The sequence below is a fragment of the Burkholderia sp. 9775_39 genome (genome assembly GCF_015712225.1).
Taxonomy (GTDB): Bacteria; Pseudomonadota; Gammaproteobacteria; order Burkholderiales; family Burkholderiaceae; genus Burkholderia; species Burkholderia cenocepacia.
In genome coordinates this window covers 1-24,539 of the sequence record NZ_JACCQC010000002.1, presented here as the reverse complement: position 1 = coordinate 24,539, position 24,539 = coordinate 1, and the positions used below count along the sequence as shown (strand labels likewise).

Annotated in this window: 20 protein-coding genes; 13 read left to right on the top strand and 7 right to left on the bottom strand. The window is 69.2% G+C overall.

Annotation, left to right across the window (positions count from 1 at the left end):
• Positions 1–11: 11 nt before the first annotated feature.
• Positions 12–1,034: a DUF2891 domain-containing protein gene (locus tag H0X90_RS02950; protein ID WP_077190837.1), complete on the top strand. Its 1,023-nt coding sequence runs from the start codon at positions 12–14 to the stop codon at positions 1,032–1,034.
• A 116-nt stretch (positions 1,035–1,150) separates the two neighbouring features.
• Positions 1,151–1,474 carry a hypothetical protein gene (locus H0X90_RS02945; protein WP_006495187.1) on the top strand — a complete coding sequence of 108 codons (324 nt, stop codon included), beginning with the start codon at positions 1,151–1,153 and terminating at the stop codon, positions 1,472–1,474.
• A gap of 39 nt (positions 1,475–1,513) precedes the next feature.
• Here H0X90_RS02945 and H0X90_RS02940 read toward each other — a convergent pair whose 3' ends face one another.
• Entirely contained in the window at positions 1,514–2,338 is an 825-nt protein-coding gene (locus H0X90_RS02940; RefSeq protein WP_077190725.1) for an IclR family transcriptional regulator, read from the bottom strand.
• 188 nt (positions 2,339–2,526) lie between these two features.
• Here H0X90_RS02940 and H0X90_RS02935 point away from each other — a divergent pair, with 188 nt between their 5' ends.
• From H0X90_RS02935 to H0X90_RS02905, 7 genes are all read left to right on the top strand, one after another.
• On the top strand, positions 2,527–4,182 hold the full coding sequence (locus tag H0X90_RS02935) for a GMC family oxidoreductase (protein WP_006495185.1): 1,656 nt from the start codon (positions 2,527–2,529) through the stop codon (positions 4,180–4,182).
• 119 nt (positions 4,183–4,301) lie between these two features.
• Positions 4,302–5,606: an MFS transporter gene (locus H0X90_RS02930; RefSeq protein ID WP_077190724.1), complete on the top strand. Its 1,305-nt coding sequence runs from the start codon at positions 4,302–4,304 to the stop codon at positions 5,604–5,606.
• Positions 5,607–6,006: 400 nt separating this feature from the next.
• On the top strand, positions 6,007–7,422 hold the full coding sequence (locus H0X90_RS02925; protein WP_077190723.1) for an FAD-binding oxidoreductase: 1,416 nt from the start codon (positions 6,007–6,009) through the stop codon (positions 7,420–7,422).
• A 182-nt stretch (positions 7,423–7,604) separates the two neighbouring features.
• Positions 7,605–9,029: an amino acid permease gene (locus tag H0X90_RS02920; RefSeq protein ID WP_006491514.1), complete on the top strand. Its 1,425-nt coding sequence runs from the start codon at positions 7,605–7,607 to the stop codon at positions 9,027–9,029.
• 212 nt (positions 9,030–9,241) lie between these two features.
• A complete protein-coding gene (locus tag H0X90_RS02915; protein ID WP_077190722.1) occupies positions 9,242–12,178 on the top strand; it encodes a molybdopterin oxidoreductase family protein in 2,937 nt (978 codons plus the stop codon).
• A gap of 16 nt (positions 12,179–12,194) precedes the next feature.
• Positions 12,195–12,938, top strand: a complete 744-nt coding sequence (locus tag H0X90_RS02910) for a 4Fe-4S dicluster domain-containing protein (protein WP_006495178.1) — start codon at positions 12,195–12,197, stop codon at positions 12,936–12,938.
• A gap of 37 nt (positions 12,939–12,975) precedes the next feature.
• Entirely contained in the window at positions 12,976–13,923 is a 948-nt protein-coding gene (locus tag H0X90_RS02905) for a DmsC/YnfH family molybdoenzyme membrane anchor subunit (protein WP_077190721.1), read from the top strand.
• A 26-nt stretch (positions 13,924–13,949) separates the two neighbouring features.
• On the opposite strand, the gene H0X90_RS02900 is transcribed toward H0X90_RS02905, so the two are convergent.
• Complete coding sequence (locus H0X90_RS02900) at positions 13,950–14,702, bottom strand: IclR family transcriptional regulator (protein ID WP_006481989.1); 753 nt, start codon at positions 14,700–14,702, stop codon at positions 13,950–13,952.
• 185 nt (positions 14,703–14,887) lie between these two features.
• On the opposite strand from H0X90_RS02900, the gene H0X90_RS02895 reads away from it, so the two are divergent.
• Both H0X90_RS02895 and H0X90_RS02890 read left to right on the top strand, forming a co-directional pair.
• Entirely contained in the window at positions 14,888–15,877 is a 990-nt protein-coding gene (locus H0X90_RS02895; RefSeq protein ID WP_006491513.1) for an AAA family ATPase, read from the top strand.
• A complete protein-coding gene (locus H0X90_RS02890) occupies positions 15,874–17,595 on the top strand; it encodes a cobalt chelatase (protein ID WP_077190720.1) in 1,722 nt (573 codons plus the stop codon). Before H0X90_RS02895 ends, H0X90_RS02890 begins: the two co-directional genes overlap by 4 nt.
• A gap of 12 nt (positions 17,596–17,607) precedes the next feature.
• Here the strand turns inward: H0X90_RS02890 and H0X90_RS02885 are convergent, their stop codons facing one another.
• From H0X90_RS02885 to H0X90_RS02865, 5 genes are all read right to left on the bottom strand, one after another.
• Positions 17,608–18,375: a sulfite exporter TauE/SafE family protein gene (locus H0X90_RS02885; protein ID WP_006491153.1), complete on the bottom strand. Its 768-nt coding sequence runs from the start codon at positions 18,373–18,375 to the stop codon at positions 17,608–17,610.
• Positions 18,372–19,406 (bottom strand): phosphate acetyltransferase, encoded by a 1,035-nt coding sequence (pta, locus tag H0X90_RS02880; protein ID WP_077190836.1) that lies wholly within the window; start codon positions 19,404–19,406, stop codon positions 18,372–18,374. The genes H0X90_RS02885 and pta overlap by 4 nt, the downstream gene beginning before the upstream one ends.
• Before the next feature lie 117 nt (positions 19,407–19,523).
• Positions 19,524–21,341 carry a sulfoacetaldehyde acetyltransferase gene (gene xsc, locus H0X90_RS02875; RefSeq protein ID WP_034202510.1) on the bottom strand — a complete coding sequence of 606 codons (1,818 nt, stop codon included), beginning with the start codon at positions 21,339–21,341 and terminating at the stop codon, positions 19,524–19,526.
• Positions 21,342–21,512: 171 nt separating this feature from the next.
• Positions 21,513–21,911 carry a nuclear transport factor 2 family protein gene (locus H0X90_RS02870; RefSeq protein WP_006491152.1) on the bottom strand — a complete coding sequence of 133 codons (399 nt, stop codon included), beginning with the start codon at positions 21,909–21,911 and terminating at the stop codon, positions 21,513–21,515.
• Between the two features lie 160 nt (positions 21,912–22,071).
• Positions 22,072–23,598, bottom strand: coding sequence for a PLP-dependent aminotransferase family protein (locus H0X90_RS02865; RefSeq protein WP_006491147.1), 1,527 nt, complete (start codon positions 23,596–23,598; stop codon positions 22,072–22,074).
• A gap of 262 nt (positions 23,599–23,860) precedes the next feature.
• Between H0X90_RS02865 and H0X90_RS02860 the strand changes: the two genes are divergently transcribed.
• Together H0X90_RS02860 and H0X90_RS02855 are read left to right on the top strand one after the other, a co-directional pair.
• Positions 23,861–24,199 carry a GNAT family N-acetyltransferase gene (locus tag H0X90_RS02860; RefSeq protein WP_077190719.1) on the top strand — a complete coding sequence of 113 codons (339 nt, stop codon included), beginning with the start codon at positions 23,861–23,863 and terminating at the stop codon, positions 24,197–24,199.
• 45 nt (positions 24,200–24,244) lie between these two features.
• The coding region (locus H0X90_RS02855) for an aldehyde dehydrogenase family protein (protein ID WP_141717126.1) at positions 24,245–24,539 on the top strand (295 nt) is incomplete at its 3' end.

The window sequence follows — 24,539 nt, the reverse complement described above, 5'->3', positions numbered from 1 at the left end:
GAGAGATGCTCATGACCGACCGACTCACCCCCGAACTCGCTTCGAAATTCGCGTCGCTCGCGCTCGCGCACCTGACCCGCGAATATCCGAACAAGCTCACGCATGCGCTCGAAGGGCCGCACGACGTGCAGGGCCCGCGCGCATTGCACCCGATCTTCTACGGCAGCTACGACTGGCATTCGTGCGTGCACGGCTACTGGCTCGTGCTGCGCGTGCTCGAACGCTACCCGGCATTGCCGGAGGCCGAGCGCATCGTCGCGATCGTCGACGCGCATTTCACCGACGCGAACGTCGCCGGCGAGCGCGCGTATCTCGCGCTGCCGCACAACAGCGGCTTCGAGCGGCCGTACGGCTGGGCGTGGCTGCTCGCGCTATCCGCGCAGCTCGAGCGGCTCGCGCTGAAGGGCGTGTTGCCGCAGGCCGCGCGCTGGGCGAAGACGATGGCGCCGCTGGCCGATCTGTTCGTGTCGCGCTTCGAGACTTTTCTGCCGAAGGCGACTTATCCGCTGCGCGTCGGCACGCACTTCAACACCGCGTTCGCGCTGGCGCTCGCGCTCGATTTCGCGCGCGATACGCAGCGCGACGGGCTCGCGGCGCTGATCGTCGATACCGCGAAGCGCTGGCACCTGAACGACGTCGCGTGCCAGGCGTGGGAGCCGTCCGGCGACGAATTCCTGTCGCCCGCGCTGATGGAGGCCGAACTGATGCGGCGCGTGCTGCCGGTCGCCGAATTCGACGGCTGGTTCGCGCGCTTTTTGCCCGACCTCGCGCGCGGCGAGCCGGCGACGCTGTTCGAGCCGGCGACCGTCAGCGATCGCAGCGACGGCAAGATCGCACACCTCGACGGGCTGAACCTGAGCCGTGCATGGTGCCAGCGTTCGCTGGCCGGCGCGCTGCCGGAAGGCGATGCGCGGCGCGCGAAGCTGCTCGACGCGGCCGACCGGCATCTCGCGAGCGCGCTCGCGCACGTGGCCGGCGATTACATGGGCGAGCACTGGCTCGCGACGTTCGCGTTGCTCGCGCTGGACGCGTAGCGCGCGAAACCCCGCCGGCCGCAAGGTCTTCGGCCCGCGGCTATACTCGCCGCTCGGGCCGCTTCGCTCCGCATGCGCGGCGCGAAGCGCGCCATCCGCCAGTTCGCCGCCTCGCCATGGACAAGCTCATCTCCTATGTCGCCGCGATCCACGGGCTCGCCGGCCCGGTGCAGATCGTGTCGCACGCCACGTCGCACGACCGCTGGACCGACGACGACGTCGAGGTCACGCGCGACGAAACCGAATACCGTTTCGACAACGGCGCGATCGTGCGCCGCTCGGTCGAGCAGGACCGCGCGCCGTCCGACCTGCTGTGCGCCGAATGCTGGATCGACTACGACGTGCTGCGCCATCCCGATGCGCAGCCGATCAATCCGTCGCGGCTGACGTTCGACAACGCATGCCGCGAAACCTTCTGGCTGCGCTACCACCTCGCATGAGCGCGCGACCGCGCGCAGGCACGAGCGCGCGCGGCCGCGTCAACCCGGCGACGCGCCTTCAGTCGCATGCAGCAGCGGCGCGAGCCGCGTGGCCGCGTCGCGCATCTTCGGCACGTTCTCCAGCAGATCGTTGAGCGTCGCGCGCGCGGTCGGTGCATGCACGGCGAGCGCCGCGAGCACGCGACCGCTCGCCGCATCCTTCACCGGCACCGCGACGGCCACCATTCCGCGTACGAATTCCTCGTTGTCGATGCCGACGCCGCGCGCGGCCAGCCGGTCGAGCTCGGCCGCGAGCAATTGCGCATCGGTCAGCGTCCGGTAGGTCATCTTCTGCAACGTGAGCCGCGCGAGCAGCGCGTTGCGCTCCAGCGCATTCATCTGCGACAGGAACAGCTTGCCGCTCGCCGTGCAATGCAGCGGCACGCGCATGCCGGGCCGCATCTCGAGCCGCAGCGGTTCGATGGTCTCGACGCGTTCGACGTACAGCACCGTGTCGCCGTCGAGCGCGGTGAGGTTGCAGGTCTCGCCGAGCACGTCGACGAGCGCGCGCAGCACCGACCGGCAACCGCGCGTAAACGTGTTGTTCGACAGCGCCGCGAGCGCGAACTGCGCGGCGCGCGGGCCGAGCGCGATGCCGCGATCGTGGCCGCGCGAGTCGGGCATGTGGATCACGTAGCCGCGCGTTTCGAGCGATTCGATCAGGCGCAGCAGCGTCGCCTTCGGGATGTGCAGCCGTGCGGCGAGCTGCGACAGCGTGTACGGCTGTCCGGCCGCGGCCAGCGCTTCGAGCACGGCGAGCGCGCGCAGCACGCGCGCATCGTCGGCGGGCGCGCCGTCGGGCGGCGCGGGGGCGGTGTCGCGCATGTGTCTCCTCCGTCGGGATCGGCGTGCGTCCCGGGATGGTGTGTGCGAGAGAAATGAAACGAATTGAACGGTTTTTGTACCACATTCGCGGCGTGGACAATAAATCGGCTTGTACGTGGTCCGTGTGCTCAATAAATTTGGACAAAACATACCGGATTTTTTCGCATACCCCGGAACGGAGACACGGAATGACACGCAGCTTCGACTATGTCGTGGTCGGCGCAGGATCGGCCGGTTGCGTCCTCGCCAACCGGCTGTCCGACGGCGGCCGCCATACGGTGTGCCTGCTGGAGGCGGGCCCCGCCGACAACTACATGTGGATCCACGTGCCGATCGGTTATGGCAAGACGATGTTCCACCCGGTGTACAACTGGGGCTTTCATACCGATCCCGATCCGAACATGCACAACCGCCGCCTGTACTGGCCGCGCGGCCGCACGCTCGGCGGCTGCAGCTCGATCAACGGGCTGATCTACGTGCGCGGGCAGCAGCAGGACTACGACCACTGGGCCGCGCTCGGCAATCGCGGCTGGAGCTGGCGCGACTGTCTGCCGTATTTCCGGCGGCTCGAACACAACACGCTCGGCGAAGGCCCGACGCGCGGCACCGGCGGCCCGCTGTGGGCGTCGGCGATCCGGCAGCGGCACGAACTCGTCGATGCGTTCGTCGCCGCGTCGAACCGGCTCGGCGTGCGCACGGTCGACGATTTCAACACGGGCGACCAGGAGGGAGTCGGCTACTACCAGCTGACGACGCGCAACGGCCTGCGCTGCTCGACCGCGGTCGCGTACCTGAAGCCCGCGCGCGGACGGCCGAACCTGCACATCGAGACCGACGCGCAGGCGCTGAAGGTGCTGTTCGACGGCGCGCAGGCGTCCGGCGTGCGCTACGTGCAGCACGGCAAGGTGCACGAGGTGCGCGCGCTGCGCGAGGTGATCCTCGCGGCCGGCGCGCTGCAGTCGCCGCAATTGCTGCAGGTGTCGGGCGTCGGGCCCGCCGCGCTGCTGGACCGGCACGGGATTGCGGTCGTGGCCGATCGGAAGGGCGTCGGCGAGAACCTGCAGGATCATCTGCAGGTACGGCTGATCTACGAGGTGACGAAGCCGATCACGACCAACGACGAGCTGCATTCGTGGGTCGGCCGCGCGAAGATGGGGCTGCAATGGGCGCTGTTCCGCGGCGGCCCGCTCGCGATCGGGATCAACCAGGGCGGGATGTTCTGCCGCGCGTTGCCGGACGAATCGGCGACGCCCGACATCCAGTTCCATTTCTCGACGCTGTCGGCCGACTCGGCGGGCGGCAGCGTGCATCCGTTTCCCGGCTGCACGTACTCGATCTGCCAGTTGCGGCCCGAATCGCGCGGGACCGTACGGATTCGGACCGACGATGCGCGCGACGCGCCGTCGATCCAGCCGAACTATCTCGACACCGAGCGCGACCGCCGCACGACGGTGGCCGGCGTGCGCTTCGCGCGCCGTGTCGCGGCCGCCGAGCCGATGGCGCCGCTGATGAAGCGCGAGGTGCGGCCCGGCGCGGACGCGCAGACGGACGACGAGCTGCTCGAGTTCTGCCGCGAGTACGGGCAGACGATCTTCCATCCGTCCGGCACCGCGAAAATGGGCGTCGCGAGCGATCCGCTCGCGGTCGTCGACGAGCGGCTACGCGTGTATGGGACGCGCGGCTTGCGCGTGGTCGACTGCTCGATCATGCCGACGCTCGTATCGGGCAATACCAACGTGCCGATCGTGATGGTCGCCGAGAAGGCGTCCGACATGATCCTCGAGGACGCGCGCGAGGCCGATCGCGGCCGCAGCGTCGCGCCGGCCGCCGAGGCGCTCGCGTAGCGCGCAGCGCCCGCGCGGCCCGTGCTCCTGCGCCCGGACGGCCGCCGCGCGCTCATCGATGCCCCCGCCGGCACGGCGTCGGGGCAGGTTGCGGCGCATCCTTACCTGGAGAAGCTCGCATGGCAATCGATTCCCGGGTCGTCCGACGCGTGGCCGCGGCCAGCGTGATCGGCGCGACCGTCGAGTGGTACGACTTTTTCCTGTACGGCGTGGTCGCCGGCATCGTGTTCGACAAGCAGTACTTTCCGTCCGGCGACGCGTTCGTGTCGACCATGCTCGCGTATGCGACGTTCGCGGTCGGCTTCGTCACGCGGCCGCTCGGCGGCTTGCTGTTCGGTCATCTCGGCGACCGCGTCGGGCGCAAGTCGGCGCTGATCCTGACGATGCTGATCATGGGCGTGTCGACGGCCGGCGTCGCGTTCCTGCCGACCTACGCGCAAATCGGCATGTGGGCGCCCGTGCTGCTGCTGACGCTGCGCGTGCTGCAGGGGATCGGCCTCGGCGGCGAGTGGGGCGGCGCGGTGCTGATGGCATACGAATACGCGCCGCCGCACCGCCGCGGACTGTATGCGAGCCTGCCGCAGATCGGTCTCGCGATCGGGCTGTGTCTCGCGGCCGGCGTCGTCGCCGGGCTGTCGCGCGCGCTGCCGGACGCCGCGTTCCTCGCATGGGGCTGGCGCGTCGCGTTCGCGGCGTCGCTGCTGCTCGTCGCGGTCGGCTTCTACATCCGCACGCGCGTGGCCGACACGCCCGAGTTCGTCGCGCTCAAGCGTCAGCGGCGCGACACGAAGCTGCCGGTGGTCGAGCTGCTCGGCAACTACCGGCAGGCGATCCTGCTCGGGATGGGCGCGCGCTATATCGACGGCGTGTTCTTCAACGTGTTCGCGGTGTTCTCGATCGGCTACATGACGCGCAACCTGTCGATCTCGCGCGGCGACGCGCTGCTCGGCGTGATGAGCGCGGCCGTCGTGATGTGCGGGTTCATCCCCGTGTTCGGCAGCCTGTCGGACCGGCTCGGCCGTGCGCGCGTGTACCGGTGGGGCGCGACGCTGTGCGGGCTGTCGGTGCTGCCCGCGTTCTGGCTGCTGCAGACGCAGTCGACGAACCTGCTCGCCGTGTGGCTCGCGCTGGTGATTCCGTTCGGGATCTTCTATGCGATGGCGTACGGGCCGGAGGCCGCGCTGTTCGCGGAGCTGTTCGACGCGAACGTGCGTTACACGGGCATTTCGTTCGTCTACCAGGTGTCGGGCATCTTCGCGAGCGGCCTCACGCCGATCGTCGCGACCGCGCTGCTGCGTGCGAACGGCGGCGCGCCGTGGCTCGTCGGGGTTTACGTGATGTTGTCTGCACTCCTGTCGATCGTGTCCGCGCGGGCGATCGAGAAGCGCGGCGGCATGGCCGGCGTCGCGGTACGCGCGACGTGACGCCCGCGCCGGGCGGGCGGCGGTGTGCGGGGTCGTATCGGCGCCGGGGCGCCGGCGGCCTCGCGTTCGCGCTTGCCGCGCGCCACCGGTCGCCCCGCGTTGCCGGCCGCCCGGCGGCCGGCGCGCTGGCCCGACTGCCGGCCCAGGCGCTGGTCCAAGCGAATCCGGCCCACTGGCCCTACCTGCGGTAAATCGGCCTGCCTACACTTTCCTCGACAGATCGCCGCATGGAAGCATCTGCACACGATCGACCCGAAGAGAACGATCAGGAGACAGGCATGACCAACAGGCAGTCGGCAGCATCCGCCCGCGCGGCGGACACGCGCCCCGCATCAGTCAGTCGAATCGCCTCGCGCGCCGGTTGCGGCGCAACGGGCATGCCCGCAACGGAGGGCTGACCATGTCGACCCCTTCCATCGAACGCACCACGAGCGGCTTCGCCGGCGGCCGGCCGAACGACACGCGTTACGACCCGACCTACGATCCGCTCGTGTCGCCGGGACCCGGCTGCGGCAAGCAATACGCGCCGACCTACTGGGTCGCGACGGCCGGCACTCCGCCGGCCGACGACGGCCCCGTCACGCGCGATCTCGACGTCGACGTCGCGATCATCGGCGCCGGCTATACGGGCCTCGCGACCGCGCTGTGCCTCGCGCGGGATCACGGCATCAAGGCCGTCGTGCTCGAGGCCAACCGCACCAGCTGGGGCTGCAGCAGCCGCAACGGCGGGCAGGGGCAGAACGCGTCGGGCCGGCTGTCGCGCTCGCAGTGGATCGAGCGCTGGGGCAAGGACGTCGCGCTGAAGATGCACGACGAGATTCTCGAAGGCTTCGAGCACTTCAAGTCGCTCGTATCGGAAATCGACTGCGATCCGCAGCCGGGCGGCCATTTCCTGATCGCGCATCGCCCGCGCATCATGGCGAAGCTCGCGGCCGAGGCGAAGGTGTGGAAGGACGTGTTCGGCTATCCGTCCGAACTGCTGAGCGCGGAGACGTTCCGCCGCGAATTCATCAACGACCACGAGGCGGCCGGCGCGCTGCACGAGCCGGAAGGCATCGGCATCCATGCGCTGAAACTCGCGTTCGGCTACCTGCGTCTCGCACGCGAAGCCGGCGCGAAGGTGCATACGAGCAGCCCCGTGCTCGGCTTCGAGACGATCGACGGCGTGCACCACCTGCGCACGCCGGGCGGCGTGGTGCGGGCTCGCGCGGTCGGCATCGCGACCGGCGCGTACACCGCGCAGACGCTGCATCCGTCGCTGCGCAGCAAGGTGATGCCGATCCTGTCGAATTCGATGGTCACGCGGCCGCTGACCGACACCGAGATCGATGCATGCAACTTCCGCACGACGCAGGTGCTGACCGACACGCGCACGCTGCGCTTCTACTATCGTTTCCTGCCCGATCGCCGGCTGCAGATCGGCAGCCGCAGCGCGATCACCGGCGACGATGCGCCGAACCCGCGCCACCTCGATTTGCTGAAGGAAGGCATGGTGCGCAAGTTTCCGGCGCTGCGCGGCGTCGAGATCGATTACTCGTGGTGGGGCTGGGTCGACGTGAGTCACGACATGATGCCGCGCGTGTGCCAGCCCGATCCGCGGCAATCCGTGTACTACGCGCTTGGCTACGGCGGCAACGGCGTGTCGTATTCGCAGCAGGCCGGCCGTCGGCTCGCCGAGCAGATCGCGGGGAAGGGCGCACGCCAGACGCTGCCGATCTTCACGTCGCCGCTGCCCGGTCACCCGTTCGCGCCGTTCCGGCGTATCGGGCAGCGGATGCTCTACCTGTCGTACTTCAGGAACGACGAAAAGCCCTGAGCGCGGGGCGCACCACCCGGCGCGACGCAAGACCGCGCGCGCCGGGCAACCCGACACAATAAAAGCCACAGAAATCCGTGCGGCCGGGGCTGCAGGTGCCCCTGCACGCGCCGTCGCCGGCGGCGCCCGCGTTCACCCGAAGGTGACGCGGGCGGCGCCGGACAACTGGATATGGAGAAGACATGCAACCCTCGATGAACCAGAGTGACCTGAAGTGTGGGCTCAAGCAGCGCCACATGACGATGATCGCGCTTGGCGGCGTGATCGGTGCCGGGCTGTTCGTCGGCAGCGGCGTGGTGATTCAGCAGACCGGGCCGGCCGCGATCCTGTCGTTCCTGATCACGGGCGGGCTGGTCGTGCTCGTGATGCGGATGCTCGGCGAGATGGCGTGCGCGATGCCGGCCGTCGGCTCGTTCTACGAGTACGCGCGGCTCGCGTTCGGCAACTGGCGCGGGCCCGGCAGGATGGCGGGCTTCCTGACCGGCTGGATGTACTGGTATTTCTGGGTGATCGTCGTCGCGCTGGAAGCGGTCGCGGGCGCCAGGCTGATCCAGTTCTGGCTGCCCGACACGCCGGCGTGGATCATCAGTCTCGCGCTGCTGGTCGTGCTGACGCTCACGAACCTGATCTCGGTCGGCAGTTACGGCGAATTCGAATTCTGGTTCTCGTCGATCAAGGTCGGCGCGATCGTCGTGTTCCTGTTCCTCGGCGGCCTCTACGTGCTCGGCATGTGGCCCGCGTCGATGCACACGACGGCCGTGCTGCCGACGCTGCTCGGTCACGGCGGCTTCATGCCGCTCGGCATCGGGCCGGTGATGAGCGGGGCGGTCGCGGCCACCGGGTTCTACTTCGGCGCGGAAATCGTAACGATCGCGGCGGCCGAGGCGAAGGAGCCGGCCAAGGCGGTTGCGAAGGCAACCAACTCGGTGATCACCCGCGTGCTGGTGTTCTACGTCGGCTCGGTCGCGCTCGTCGTCGCGCTGGTGCCGTGGAATTCCGCGCAGATGGCCACGCCGTACGTGAGCGCGCTGGAAGTGATGGGCCTGCCGGCCGCCGCCAACGTGATGAACGCGATCGTGCTGACCGCCGTGCTGTCCGCGCTCAACTCGGGCCTCTATGCGGCCTCGCGGATGCTGTTCGCGCTGACCCGCCACGGCGACGCGCCGGCCGCGCTCGCGAAGGTCAACAAGCGCGGCGTGCCGGTGCGCGCGATCCTGCTCGGCACGGTGTTCGGCTACGTGTCGGTCGTGATGTCGTACGTGTCGCCCGATACCGTGTTCGCGTTCCTCGTCAATTCGTACGGCACCGTCGCATTGTTCGTGTACGTGCTGATCGCGTTCTCGCAACTGCGCCTGCGCAAGCGTCTGGACCCGGTCGCCGCCAGCAAGCTGCGCGTGAAGATGTGGGCGTACCCGTACCTGACCTGGGTCGCGATCATCGGCATGGTCGGCATCCTCGTCGCGATGGCGTTCATCCCGGATCAGCGCAAGCCGCTCTGGCTCGGCGTCGCGAGCCTCGGCGTACTCGTGGTCGCGTACGGGCTGACGCGCCGCGGCCGCCGCGAGCATCTCGACGACAGCGAACTGCTCGCGTATCCGCCGCGTTGACGGGCGGCACCGCATGACACCGAAGGCCCGGTGCATGCGCCGGGCCTTCGCGCATGCGGCCCGCGGGGGAGCCGGCGCAACTATCGGGCCGACCGATAGCACCGATCAGAGGATGCGACTTTATGTCGGGCGCCGGCCGGCATAGCATGGATGAACCGATTCACCGGTGCGCGGCAACGACGCGCACCGTCATCCGCGAACGAGGACAGACGATGGAACATCGGGCACGCGAGCGCGACGAGCAGGCCGAGATCAAGACGACGACCTGCTACATGTGCGCATGCCGCTGCGGCATCCGCGTACACCTGCGCGACGGCGAAGTACGCTATATCGACGGCAATCCGCACCATCCGCTGAACCAGGGCGTCATCTGCGCGAAAGGTTCGTCGGGGATCATGAAGCAGTACTCGCCCGCGCGGCTCACGCAGCCGCTGATGCGCAAGCCGGGCGCGGAGCGCGGCGATGCGCAGTTCGAGCCGGTGTCGTGGGAGGTCGCGTTCAACGTGCTCGAAAAGCGCCTGTCGCACCTGCGCGCGACCGATCCGAAGCGTTTCGCGCTGTTCACGGGCCGCGACCAGATGCAGGCGCTCACGGGCCTGTTCGCGAAACAGTTCGGTACGCCGAACTATGCGGCGCACGGCGGGTTCTGCTCCGCGAACATGGCGGCCGGGATGATCTACACGATCGGCGGCTCGTTCTGGGAGTTCGGCGGCCCCGATCTCGACCACGCGAAGCTGTTCTTCATGATCGGCACCGCGGAGGATCACCATTCGAATCCGCTGAAGATCGCGCTCGGCAAGTTCAAGCGCGCGGGCGGCCGCTTCATCGCGATCAATCCGGTGCGCACCGGTTACGCGGCGATCGCCGACGAATGGATTCCGATCCGCCCCGGCACCGACGGCGCGCTGTTCATGGCGCTGATGCACGAGTTGATCGCGCGCGATGCGTTCGACCACGAATTCGTGTCGCGCTTCACGAACGCGGCGGAACTGGTCGACCGGCGCGACGGCGCCGACACGTTCGGGCTGTTCGTGCGCGACGCCGACGCGCCGGAGGTCAACCCGCTGTATCCGCAGAACCGGATGTGGTGGGACACGAAGACGAACCGCGCGGTGCTGCACCACACGGATGGCGCGGAGCCGGCGCTCGACGGCCGCTATACGCTCGATGACGGCACGCCGGTCGCGCCGTCGTTCACGCTGCTGCGCGAACAGGTGGCCGCTTGCACGCCCGAATGGGCGGCCGACATCACCGGCATCGCGGCCGACACGATCCGCCGCCTTGCCCGCGAGATGGAGACGGTCGCGCGCGAGCAGGCGATCGAGCTGCCGGTGCGCTGGACCGATTCGTGGGGCCAGGCGCACGAATCGGTGAAGGGCGTGCCGATCGCGTTCCACGCGATGCGCGGGCTGGCCGCGCATTCGAACGGCTTCCAGACGATCCGTGCGCTCGCGGTGCTGATGTCGCTGCTCGGCACGATCGACCGGCCGGGCGGCTTTCGCCACAAGGCGCCGTATCCGCGCGCGGTGCCGCCGTCGGCGAAACCGCCGAACGATCCCGACCAGATCAAGCCGAACACGCCGCTCGCGAGCGGCCCGCTCGGCTGGCCGGCCGGCCCCGAGGACCTGTTCGTCCATCCGGACGGCACGCCCGCGCGGCTCGACAAGGCGTTCTCGTGGGAATACCCGCTCGCGGTGCACGGGCTGATGCATTCGGTGATCACCAATGCATGGCGCGGCGATCCCTATCCGATCGATACGCTGCTGATCTTCATGGCCAACATGGCGTGGAATTCGTCGATGAATACGACGGAAGTGCGCAAGATGCTGGTCGACAAGCGCGCCGACGGCGAATACCGGATTCCGTTCCTGGTCGTGTGCGATGCGTTCGCGTCGGAGATGACCGCGTTCGCCGACCTGATCCTGCCCGACACGACCTACCTCGAACGGCACGACGTGATGTCGGTGCTCGACCGGCCGATCTCCGAATTCGACGGGCCGGTCGATTCGGTGCGCGTGCCCGTCGTGCCGCCGACCGGCGAGTGCAAGCCGTTCCAGGAAGTGCTGATCGAGCTGGCGAGCCGGCTGAAGTTTCCGGCCTTCACGACGCCGGACGGGCAGCGCAAGTACCGCGACTATCCGGATTTCGTCGTCAATTTCCAGACCGCGCCGGATTCGGGCACCGGCTTCCTGATCGGCTGGCGCGGCAAGGACGGCGAGAAGGCCGTCGTCGGCGAGCCGAACCCCGACCAGTGGAAACGCTATGCGGAGAACGACTGCGTGTACCACCACCGGTTGCCGGAATCGCTGCAGTACATGCGCAACTGCAACGGGCCATACATGCAGTGGGCGGTCGACAACGGGATGCGCAAGTTCGGCGTGCCGATCGTGATCCAGCTCTACTCGGACGTGATGCAGAAATTCCGGCTCGCCGCGCAGGGCCGCACGTCGGGCCGCCAGCCGCCGGATCATCTGCGCGAACGCATCGCGCGTTACTTCGACCCGTTGCCGTTCTGGCATCCGTCGCTCGAAAGCGGGCTGACCGATGCGAACCGCTATCCGCTCGCGGCGATCACGCAGCGGCCGATGGCGATGTATCACTCGTGGGATTCGCAGAACGCGTGGCTGCGGCAGATCCACGGCGAGAACCACCTGTTCGTGAACCCGGTGACGGCCGCCGCGCAGCAGATCGACGACGGCGCATGGATCTACGTCGAATCGCCGTGGGGCAAGGTGCGCTGCCGCGCGCGCTACAGCGAGGCGGTCGAGCCCGGCACCGTGTGGACCTGGAACGCGATCGGCAAGGCGGCCGGCGCGTGGAACCTCGGCCCCCACGCGGGCGAATCGCAGCGCGGCTTCCTGCTCAATCACGTGATCACCGACGAGTTGCCCGACGCGGCCCGCGGCGGTGCGCGGCTGTCGAATTCCGATCCGGTGACCGGGCAGGCCGGCTGGTACGACGTGCAGGTGCGGATCTACCCGGCCGAAGCGGATGCGGCGACCACGCTGCCGCAGTTCGCGCCGATGCCGGCGCTGCCGGGCACGCCGCGCGTGCTGCAACGCGTGCAGGCGTATTTCGCGGGAACCGGCGCATTCGCCGCGCGGCTGCGGCGTGCGGCGCCGGCGGGCCCGAAGTCCGACGATCGCTAAGCGAAGGAGCGCAACCATGACCCAGATGGCCCTCGTCATCGACCTGAACGTGTGCGTCGGCTGCCATGCCTGCGTGACGAGCTGCAAGGAATGGAACACGTCCGGCGAAGCCGGCAGCCTTGCCGATCTGCGTCCGTACGACGACGATCCGTCCGGCACGTTCTTCAACCGCGTGCAGACCTACGAGGCCGGCGTGTTCCCGATGACGGACACGATCCACTTCCCGAAGTCGTGCCTGCACTGCGAGGACCCGCCGTGCGTGCCCGTTTGTCCGACCGGCGCGAGCTTCAAGCGCAAGTCGGACGGCATCGTGCTGGTCGACTACGACAAGTGCATCGGCTGCAAGTACTGCGCGTGGGCATGTCCGTACGGCGCGCGCGAACTCGACGAAGGCCGCAAGGAGATGACGAAGTGCACGCTGTGCGCGGACCGCATCGACAACGAAGCGCTGCCGGAGCGCGATCGCAAGCCGGCCTGCGTGCTCGCGTGCCCGACGTCGGCACGGCTGTTCGGCGACGTGCACGACCCGGAATCGGACGTGTCGCGCGCGATCCGCGACCGCGGCGGCTATGCGCTGATGCCCGAGTGGGGCACGCGGCCGTCGAACCATTACCTGCCGCGCGTGAAGACCGAAGCATCGTGCGGATGCGGCAGCAGCGGCGGGTGCGGCAGCGCATCGAACGGGCGCGACGACGATTCGTTCGAGGCCCGCGCGGCGCGCGGCGACATCGATCTCGTGTCGCTGGCGACCCCGCGCTGAGCGACGCGCATTTCATTCAGACACAGACGGAGTTTCCATGCGCCCAGCCTTTTCGGTCGTTTTTCTCACCACGCTGTGCGGCGCCGCACAGGGCCTGCTGCTGACGCTCGTGATCGTCGAGGCGCTGGCGCGGCTGGCCGGCGTTGACGTCGCCGCCCCGTTCTACGTGACCGGGGCCGCGCTGTCGGTCGCACTCGGCGTGCTCGGCCTGTTCGCGTCGTTCTTTCATCTCGGCCACCCGGAGCGCGCGTGGCGCGCGATCGCGATGTGGCGTACGTCGTGGCTGTCGCGCGAGTGCATCGCGCTGCCGGTGTTTCTCGCCTGCGCGTTCGCGTATGGCGCGGCGCATCTGTTCGCGTGGCCCGGCACGCTGCTGATCGGTGCGGCGGGCGCGCTCGCGAGCGTCGCGCTGTTCGTCTGCACGGCGATGATCTACGCGTGCCTGCGCTTCCTGCAGGAATGGGCGAGCCCGCTGACGCTCGTGAACTTCGTGCTGCTCGGCTGCGCATCGGGCTGCACGCTCGCGACGGCCTGCGCCGCGTGGCTCGCGCCGGCGCTGGTCGGCCGGCTCGCGGCGGCCGCCTGCGTGCTGACGTTCGCGGGCGGCGTGGCGCGGCTCGCGTTGCTCGCACGCAATGCACGGCTGCGGCCGAAGTCGACCGTGCAGAGCGCGACGGGGATTCGTCACGCGAAGGTCGAACAGAAGTCGCGCGGCTTCACGGCCAGCGCGTTCAACACGAAGGAGTTCTTTCACGGGCAGGGCAACGGCACGCTGCGCGCGGTGAAGGCCGGCTTCCTGATCGGCGCATTCGCGGTGCCGTTCGTGCTGACCGGCGCCGGCGCGCTCGCGCCGACCTCGATCGCGGCGGCCGTCGCGATCGGCGCGGCGTTCGTGATCCAGTACGCGGGGCTGGTGGCGGAACGCTGGTTCTTCTTCGCGGATGCGCGGCATCCGCAGAACCTCTACTACCAGCGCGCGTCATGACGCGGCCGGCGCGCCGCCGCGCGGCACTAGAAGGTCTTCGCGAGCGCGCGGGCCGCTTCCTGCAGCCGCGGCACGTGGTCGAGCAGCCGCGACAGCGGCGCGCGCGACACCGGCGCATGGACGGCGACCGCGGCGATGCACGCGCCGTCGTCGTCGAGCACCGGCGCCGCGATGCAGACGATCCCCGCGACGAATTCCTCGTTGTCGATCGCGATGCCCTTGTGCGCGGTGCGGTCGAGTTCGGCTTCGAGCAGTTCCGGGTCGGAGATCGTGTTCGGCGTATGGCGCGGCAGCGCCATCGTGCGCACCAGCGCCGCGCGTTCGTCGCGCGGCAGCAGCGCGAGCAGCAGCTTGCCGCTGGCGCTGCAGTAAGCGGGCACGCGCGAGCCGGGTTTCAGGTCGAGCCGCAGCGGCCAGTCGGCTTCCACGCGGTCGAGATAGACGACTTCCGTGTCGTGCAGGGCGGTCAGGTTGCAGGTCTCGGCGAGGTCGGCGACGAGCCGTTCGAGGATCGCATGGCGCAGCCGGCGCGTGCCCGCGTGCAGCATCACGCCGGTGCCGAGCCGCGCGAGGCGCGGGCCGACCGCATACGCGTTCTTGCGGCCCGGCTCGCGGATCACGAGCCCGCCGGCTTCGAGCGACGCGAGCATCCGGTGCAGCGAGGCCTTCGGGATATCGACGTCGCGCGCGAGATCGGCGAGCGACACGGCGTCGCCGGCCTGGACGAGATGTTCGAGCAGCGCGAAGGCGCGCAGCGTGGGCGTATCCGCGGGCAGCATGTCGGGCGTTCCGGAAACTGGACTGCGGCCATTGTACCGAACGGTCCGGCAGGCTGGCCGCACGGGGCGGCGGGGGCCGGCAACCCGGCCCGCATTTTCGGCAGCGGAACGCATCGTTCCGTCAACAGGATCGACGCAGGCGCCATCGACGCCTGCGTAACAGGCAACGACAGGAGCGCCACGCGATGGATGGGGTAACGAACAAGCCGGACTGCATGGTGTCGGTCCGCGAACGGTTCGGTTTCGACTCGGACCTGATGGTGCCCGCGTTCGGCGCGCGCGACGATCACGTGCCCGATATCGACGACGCGTACCGCTTCAACCCGGACGTCACGCTCGCGATTCTCGCGGGCTTCGCGCGCAACCGCCGCGTGCTCGTGCAGGGGATGCACGGCACCGGCAAGTCGACCCATATCGAGCAGGTCGCGGCGCGGCTGAACTGGCCGTGCGTGCGCGTGAACCTCGACGGTCACATCAGCCGGCTCGACCTCGTCGGCAAGGACGCGATCGTCGTGCGCGACGACGTGCAGGTGACCGAGTTCCAGGAAGGGATCGTGCCGTGGGCGCTGCAGCGTCCGGTCGCGCTGATCTTCGACGAATACGATGCGGGGCGGCCCGACGTGATGTTCGTGATCCAGCGGATCCTGGAGCGCGACGGCAAGTTCACGCTGCTCGACCAGAATCGCGTGATCCATCCGCATCCGTCGTTCCGGCTGTTCGCGACCGCGAACACGGTCGGGCTCGGCAACCTGAACGGGCTCTACCACGGCACGCAGATGCTCAACCACGCGCAGATGGACCGCTGGAACGTGGTCGCGACGCTCGACTACCTGCCGCGCGACGAGGAGATCGGCATCGTGCGCGCACGCGTGCCGGCACTCGCGGACGAAGCCGGCCGCCCGCTGCTCGAATCGATGGTGAGCCTGGCCGAGCTGACGCGCAACGGTTTCGCGACCGGCGATCTGTCGACGCTGATGTCGCCGCGCACGGTGATCAACTGGGCCGAGAACTGCCAGATCTTCCGCGATCCGGCGCTCGCGTTCCGGCTGACGTTCCTGAACAAGTGCGACGACGCCGAGCGGCCGGTCGTCGCCGAGTATTACCAGCGCTGCTTCGGCGAGGAACTGGCGGTCGCGTCGCGCGCCGGCGGCGGCGAGCCGGGAGCGGGGCGGTGAGCGCCGATCGCGACGCGGCGCGCCGTGCCGCCGCGCGCGAAGCGCTGGGCGCGTCGACCGTGCGGGCGCTGACGCGCGATGCGGCGCTGCATTACCGTGCGGGCCGCGTGTGCCGCGACCTGCGGCCGCTGCCGATCCATGCGCCGCACCTGCGCGCGCAGGCCGCCGACGACGATCTCGCGTCGTGGCGCGGCGCGGCCGACGGCGCGGCGTTGCGCATCCAGCACTCCGATGCCGACCTGCATCGTGCGCTGTCCGGCGACGATCCGGTCGAACGCGTGCTGTTCGAGATGCTCGAGCAACTGCGCTGCGAATCGCTCGCGCCGGCCGCGCTGCGCGGCGTCCTGCTGAACCTGCGTCATCGTTTCGAAACCTGGTCGCGCGCGTTTCACCGGTCGGGGCAGGCCGATACGCATGTCGGAATCCTGGTCTACACGGTCGCGCAGATCGCGTGGTCGCGGCTGACCGGCTGGCCTGTGCTCGAGGAAACGGAAGACCTGATCGAAGCGCCGCGCGCGGCGATCGTGCCGGAAATCGGCGTGGCGCTCGCCGGGCTGCGCCGCTGCCGGCACGACCAGCGCGCGTTCGCCGGCCACGCGTTGGCGCTGGCGCGGCGCATTGCGTCGATGATCCGCGACGCGCGCGCGGCCGTCGTCGAAACGCAGACGGAAGACGCGCGCGAGCAGGACGACGCGCTGACGAATTTCTCGCTGTGGGTCGATTTCGACGACACGGGCATCGACCTGCCGGCGCTCGTGGAGACCGGCGACAGCGTCGTGCTGCACGGCGGCGGCGCCACGTATCGGGCGTACACGACGCGCTACGACCGCGAATTCAAGCCGGCCGCGCAGATCCGCGCGGCGTTGCTGCGCGAGTATCGCGACCGGCTCGACGCGCAGGTCGCCGCGCAGCGGATCAACGTCACGCGGCTCGCGCGCGTGCTGCGCGCGGCGCTCGTCGTGCCGCAGGCCGACGGCTGGTCGTTCGGCGAGGAACACGGCCGCCTCGACGGCCGCCGGCTCGCGCAACTCGTCAGCTCGCCGGCCGAGCGGCGCCTGTTCCGGCTCGAACGCGTGCGGCCGCATGCCGATTGCGCGCTCGCGTTCCTGATCGACTGCTCGGGGTCGATGAAGGCGTGGATCGACGGCGTCGCGCTGATGGTCGACACGCTGGCGCGCGCGGGCGACGCCGCGGGCCTCGCGACCGAAGTGCTGGGTTTCACGACGCTTGCGTGGAACGGCGGCCGCGCGCGCCTGGACTGGCTCGCGCGCGGCAAGCCGCGCCATCCGGGGCGCCTCAACGAAATCGGCCACCTGGTGTTCAAGGATGCCGACACGCGCTGGCGGCACGCGCGCGCCGGCATTGCCGCGCTGTTCAAGGCCGACCTGTTTCGCGAAGGGATCGACGGGGAAGCGGTCGACTGGGCGTGCGCGCGGCTCGCGGCACGGCCGGAAGCGAGAAAGATCCTCGTCGTGATCTCGGATGGCAGCCCGATGGACGGCGCCACCGCATTGGCGAACGATCCGTTCTACCTCGACAACCATCTGAAGCAGGTGGTCGCCCGCCAGGAAGGGGCCGGCCGCGTCGACGTGCTCGGGCTCGGCGTCGGGCTCGATCTCGGCCCGTACTACCGGCACCGGCTCGCGATCGATCTCGTATCGCCCCCGGACATGAAGCGGCTCGTCGAAATCGCCGGCTGGATCGGCGCGCGACGGTGAGGCCGGAAGGAGTCAGCCGCGATGCAGCAGCGGCGGCAGCGACGTCGCGATCAGCCCGACGCCGATCGCCATCAGCACGCCGAACGCGAGCCGGCGCAGCGCGACCGGCGACAGCGGCGGCGGGTAGTGCCGGCCGGCGACCGTCGTCAGCATCACGACCGGGGTCGCGAGCGCGGCCAGCAGCCAGATGTCGCGATCGAGCTGGCCTTCGCACGCGCTGTACAGCACCCGCGTGGCCGACGTGGTCGTGAACAGCACGATCAGCGCGCAGCGGATCTGCACGAGCGTCAGCGGCTGCCGGTAGAACTGGAAGATCAACGGCGGCCCCGACACGCCGAACATCCCGCTCAGCAGCCCGCCGAAGATGCCGCTGACGAAGAAGCTGCGGTTGTCCGAGCGTTCCGTCAGCGGCGTCGGCCGCAGCGCCGCGCTCAGGCCGCCGTACAGCACGACCACGCCGAGGATCAGTTGCAGCAGGTCGGCCGCCGAGCGGCTCAGGCATTCGAGCAGCACCACGCCGGCGACGACCGACGGCAGGATGCCGAGCGTCGCCGCGCCAACCGCCCGCCAGTCGATGTGATGCAGCCGGCCCGGCAGCGCGGTCGCGCCGTTCGCGAGCGACACGACGCTCATCAGCGTCGCGACGGTGGCGAGCGGCGCGAGCCCGAAGCCGCTCGTCACGCCCATCACGATCATCCCGAGGCCGAAGCCCGTGACGGTCTGGAAATAGCTGCCGGCGCCGATCACCGCGATCAGGATCGCCAGTTTGTCGGCCGTCATGCGGGTGCGACCTCGCCGGTCGCGGCCCGTTGCATGGCCGCTTGCGCCTGCACGGTGGTCGCCGCGATCACGTGATACACGTCGTCGGCGCCGCAGCCGCGCGACAGGTCGTTCGCAGGCCGGCGCAAGCCCTGCAACAGCGGTCCGACGGCCTTTGCGCGGCCGATCCGCTCGGCGAGCTTGTAGCCGATGTTGCCGGCTTCGAGGCTCGGGAACACGAGCACGTTCGCGTGGCCGCCGACCTGCGAATGCGCGATCTTGCGCTCGGCGATTTCCGCGACGATCGCCGCGTCGAGCTGCACGTCGCCGTCGATCGCGAGCGCCGGGCGCAGTTCGCGCACGCGCGCGGTCGCGGCCGTCACCTTGTCGACCGCCGCATGGTGCGCGCTGCCGCTCGTCGAGAACGACAGCATCGCGACGCGTGGTGCTTCGCCGAGCAGCGCGTGCGCGCTGTCGGCGGCGGCCATCGCGATCTCGGCGAGCTGGCCGGCGTCCGGATCGACGACGAGCGCGCAGTCGGAGAAGATCAGCCCGCCCTTGATCGTATGGAACGGCTCGCACAGCATCATCAGGAAGAAGCTCGACACGATCCGGAACGCCGGATCGACGCCGATCAGCTGGATCGCCGCGCGCACCACGTCGGCCGTCGCATGCACGGCGCCCGCGACCGAGCCGTCCGCGTCGCCGAGCCGCACCATCAGGTTCGCATGGCAGAGCGGGTCGAGCACCGCGTCGCGCGCGGCGTCGGCCGTCATGCCCTTGGCTTTGCGCAACGCGTGCAGCGCGTCGGCATACGCGTCGCGTTGCGGGGCGGTGGCCGGATCGACGAGCGTCATGCCGTCGAGGTCGAGCGCGTCGCGCGCGGCCGCCGCGTGGATGGCCGCACGGTCGCCGACGAGCACGATGTGGGCGATGCCGTCGCGTGTCGCGCGCGCGGCGGCTTGCAGCACGCGCGGGTCGTCGGCTTCGCACAGCGCGATGCGCATCGGCTGGCGGCGCGCGGATTCGAGAATGCGGTCGAGGGCTTTCATCGGGAATTCGAAGTAAAAAAGGCCGGATGCGGCGGCCCGCACGGGGCACGGCGTCCGGCCGGGTTCCGGCCGTGCGGGGAGGGCACGGCCGGACGCGGGTGCGTCAGCGACGCGGCATCACACGTAGTCCTTGTACTTGTCGAGCAGGCGAACCGGCTTCGACAGCGCGTCGCGGCGGAACGGATCGCCGAGTTCGCGCGTGCACATGATCTCGATGATCGTCGTCTTGCCTTCGTTCATCTGCATGTCGATCGCGCGCTTGAGTGCCGGCCCGACATCCTCCAGACGGTCGACCGTGATCCCTTCGGCGCCCATCGCACGGGCGATCGCCGCGAAACTCTGGTTGTCGAGTTCGCCCGCGACGAAGCGGCGGTTGTAGAAGTCGACCTGGTTCTTCTTCTCCGCGCCCCATTGACGGTTGTGGAACACCACGGCCGTGACCGGGATGTTGTGACGCACGCAGGTCATCGTTTCCATCAGGCTCATGCCCCACGCGCCGTCGCCCGCATACGACACGGCCGGGCGGTGCGGCGCGGCGACCTTCGCACCGATGATCGTCGGGAACGCGTAGCCGCAGTTGCCCCAGCTCATCGCCGCGAAGAAGCTGCGCGGCTTGTTGAAGCGCAGGTAGCTGTTCGCGACCGAGTTGATGTTGCCGATGTCGGTCGACACCATCACGTCCTCGGGCATCGCCTTTTCGAGTTCGCGCAGCACCTGGCGCGGATGCAGGTAGCGCCCGCCGTTGAAGGTTTTTTCGTTCTTCTGTTCCTCGATCATGTCGAGGCTGTAGGCGTCACGCTCGTGCGTCCAGTCGTCGAGTTCCTTTTCCCACGCGGCCTTCTCGGTCGCGATCTGGTCGGCGCGCTCGCCGCGCGAGCCGTCGCATGCGAGCGTGCGGCCGTCGAGGCGCTGCGTGAGCGCGACGGCCGCCGCCTTCGCGTCGCCGCAGATGCCGACCGAGATCTTCTTCACGAGGCCGAGCATCTTGTGGTCGGCGTCGATCTGGATGATCTTCGCGTCCTTCGGCCAGTAGTCCATCCCGTGCTGCGGCAGCGTGCCGAACGGCCCGAGGCGCGAACCGAGCGCGATCACGACGTCCGCGCGCGACAGCAGCTTCATCGCGGCCTTCGAGCCCTGGTAGCCGAGCGGGCCGCACCACAGCGGATGGTTCGCCGGGAACGAGTCGTTGTGCAGGTAGCTGTTGACGACCGGTGCACCGAGCCGTTCGGCGAGCGCCTTGCATTCCTCGATCGCGTCGGCCATCACGACGCCGCCGCCCGAGATGATCACCGGGAATTTCGCCTGCGCGATCAGATCGGCCGCGTCGTTCAGGCTCTGTTCGCCGCCGGGGCCGCGATCGAGCCGGCGCGGTTGCGGAATCTCGACCTTGACCTTGCCGTAGAAGTAGTCGCGCGGAATGTTCAGCTGCGTCGGGCCCATCTCGGCCTGGGCGCGATCGAAGCAGCGCGCGGTGAATTCGGCCATCCGCGCCGGGTGCGTGACGTGGCCCTGGTATTTCGTGAATTCCTGGAACATCGGCAACTGGTTCGCTTCCTGGAAGCCGCCGAGGCCGATGCCCATCGTGCCGGCCTCCGGCGTGACGATCACGACCGGGCTGTGCGCCCAGTACGCGGCCGCGATCGCGGTCACGCAGTTGCTGATGCCGGGGCCGTTCTGGCCGATCACGACGCCGTGGCGGCCCGACACGCGTGCATAGCCGTCGGCCATGTGGCCGGCGCCCTGTTCGTGCACGACCGGGATCAGGCGGATGCCGGCCGGCGCGAAGATGTCCATCGCGTCCATGAACGCGGAGCCCATGATGCCGAACATGTCGGTCACGCCGTTGGCCGCGAGGGTTTCGACGAAGGCTTCGGATGGCGTCATGTCCTGCGGGCCGCTGGTCGATGCACGCAGGGAAGTGGATTGTTCGCTCATGGGTTGTCTCCGATTGTTCAATTAACGGAACGTCTTGTTCCAGATGCTATTGGCTGGGAAAAGCCGGTCAAGTCATTCCGCCCGCTGGCGGGGAATGTGGAATGAAATGAAATGATTCGTTTCAAAATGCGCGCCCGGGGCGGGACGGCCGAAAGCGCGCGAGCGGCGCGCTCAGGCCGGCTGCTTCGGCCGTTCCTTGCGGAACGCGCGCTTGACGGCGATCAGCCCGTCGCGGAACTCGAACAGGTCGCAGCCTTCGGCTTCGATGCGCCAGCCTTCCGCGTGCGTGCCGGTGAACACCCATTCGGATACGCCGCGTTCGCCGGCCACGTAGTGGCGGCCGTGGCCCCAGTGCGCATCGGGGAAGGTCTTGAACACGGCTTCGAACGCGGCGCGCACCGCGTCGCGGCCGACGAAGCGCGTGCCGTGAATGTCGGGGCCGCCGGCCGCGTCGAACACGCAGTCCTCGGTCATGAAGCCCATCAGCGCGTGGGCGTCATGCCGGTTGAAGGCGTCGGAAAAAGCCGCGAGCGTGGCGGCCGTGACGGGGGCGGTAAGCGTGTCGGACATAACGTGTCTCCTGTCGAATGATGGACGGTGCGCGAGGCGCTGATGCGCATGCGGCACGCGGTATCGACACGTTAGTGAGCGCTCGTTTTTGGCGGTAGCGCCAGTTCAGGGGATTCGGTTGGGCCAGGGGCGAGCGTGACCGGCTGACGCGATGCCGCGTTCAGGCGTCGGGCTTCTGCGCCCGCACGCACCGCGCGAGCGCCCGCACGCCCGGCTCGATCCGTTCCAGCGGAATCGCGGAAAAGCCCATCCGGAAACAGCGGCGCGCATTGCTGTCGTCGTTCATGAAGAACACGCCGCCAGGCTCGATCAGGATCCCGGCCTCCTGCGCGTCCGCCGCGAGACGCGCCGCGTCGAGCCACGGCGGCCCCTCGACCCAGCACGACGCGCCGCCCGTCACGGGCACATGGCGCGCTTCCGGCAGATGCGCATCGAGCGCGGCCATCAGCGCCTGCGAGCGCTCGCTGTACGCATGCGCGAGCCGGCGCAGCAACGCGTCGTGATGGCCGAGCGCAAGAAAGGTCGCGAACGCCCGCTGGATATACGCGACCGGATGGCGCACCATCAGCCGCCGCAGCGCGCGCAGCTCGCGGATCAGCTCGCGCGGCCCGACCACGTAGCCGAGCCGCAGGCCCGGCGCGAACGTCTTCGACAGGCTGCCGACGTAGATCACGCGGTCGGCCGTATCGAGGCTCTTCAGCGCCGGATGCGGCGTGCCGGAGAACGTGTTCTCGCTCTCGTAGTCGTCCTCGATGATCACGAAATCGTGCTGCTGCGCGCAATCGAGCAGCGCGCGGCGGCGCTCGACCGGCATCGTCGCGGTGGTCGGGCATTGATGGCTCGGCGTCACGTACACGTAGTCGCAGCGCGACAGCGTATTGCCGAGCGAGTCGGGCGCGATCCCGTGCCCGTCGACGGGCAGCGGCAGCAGCCGCGCGTTGCGGTTCTCGAAGATGTTGCGTGCGTCCGGATAGCCGGGATTCTCGAAGCCGACCGTCGTGTGCTTGCCGCACAGCAGGTCCGCGATCAGGTACAGCGCCTGCTGGCAGCCGTTCGTGACGACGATCTCGTCGGGCATCGCGAACACGCCGCGCCGCGGCAGCACGCGCGTGCGGATCTGCTGGATCAGCGATTCGTCGTCGCGCTCGATCAGGTCGGGCGCCCAGTTGCGGATCTCCATCACCGACAGCGCCTTCAGGCAGCATTCGCGCCAGTCGTTGGTCGGAAACAGCGACTGGTCGAATTGCCCGTAGATGAACGGATATTCGTAGTGCTGCCAGTTCGCGGGCTTCACGATGTTGCGCTGCCTCGACGGCGGATGCGCGATGCGTTTGTCCCATGCGGGGCGGCCCGGCGTGTCGTCGCCGGCCTCCGTTTGCGCGGCGGGCCTGGCGGCCGCGAAGCCGGGCACGCCTTCGAGCATCTTCGGGTTCACGAAGTGCCCGCTGCGTTCGCGCGAGATCAGGTAGCCCTCTTCGACGAGCATCTGGTACGCGAGCACGACGGTGTTGCGTGCGACGCCGAGCTGGTCGGCGAGCTCGCGGCTCGACGGCAGCGCCGCATCGGGCGCGAGCTGGCCGTCGAGGATCGCGGCCACCAGCATGCGCCGGATCTGGTCCTGCAGGCTCGACGCCGACGACCGCCGGAACTGCTGGGCCCATAAGGCGGTCGGGGTACGACTCGGCATGCTTCCTCCTGTGATCGGTACGGGACACGCGAGGCGGCGCGCGGCGGATGCGCAGGCCCGCGAGGGCGCGGTGTGGCGAGAATACGCGCGTCGCGCCGCGGATGTGGACTCAATGAAATGTGGCGTCTGGCACTACTGCGCGTCGACGTGGCAAGACGATACTCAACTCGTCGCGCCCGCACGATCCGGATAACTCCCCGGTACGCGGGCGCAGGGAGGCGTGCGCGCGTCGCGCGCCGGCATCTTCCACCGGAGGGGCGGCATGCACGTCGTCGTGTTCAGGGATCGTTGCACACGCGTGATCCGCATCGTGTTCGACGACGCGCGCGCGACGGCGGTCGCGTATCGCGACGACGAGGCGATCGGCGAACTCGGCATCGACGCCGACGACGGCGCGGTGTGCTCGCCGTCGCTCGCTCGTCTGTACGTCGAACCGGCCTACCGACGCAGCGGCATCGCGCACACGCTGCTGGCGTGCGCGTCGCGCGAATTCGGCCGGCCGATCCGCATCGACACCGCGACGCGCGAATGGCCCGATTCGCCGGCGTGGGCGACGTTGTGCCGCTGCCTCGAATACGAAGGGCTGGTGGTGGTGCGCTAGCCCGACAGCGTGGCCACGACCACGCCTCACGAGAACGGAGACGACATGAGCACGGTTTTGAAGCCGATTCCCGCATCCGACGTGCGTCACGAAGCGTTGCGCATCGACGGGCAGCGCGTGTGGCGCGACGCGGTGATCGACGTGCGCAACCCGTACGACGGCGCGCTGGTCGGCACCGTGCCGAAGGCGACGCTCGACGACGTGCGCCGTGCATTCGCGGTCGCGCGTGCGTACCGGCCGACGCTCACGCGCCACGATCGCGCGGCGATCCTGCGCCGCGCGGCCGACATCGTGCGCTCGCGCACCGCGGAGATCGCGGCGCTGATCACGGCCGAGGCCG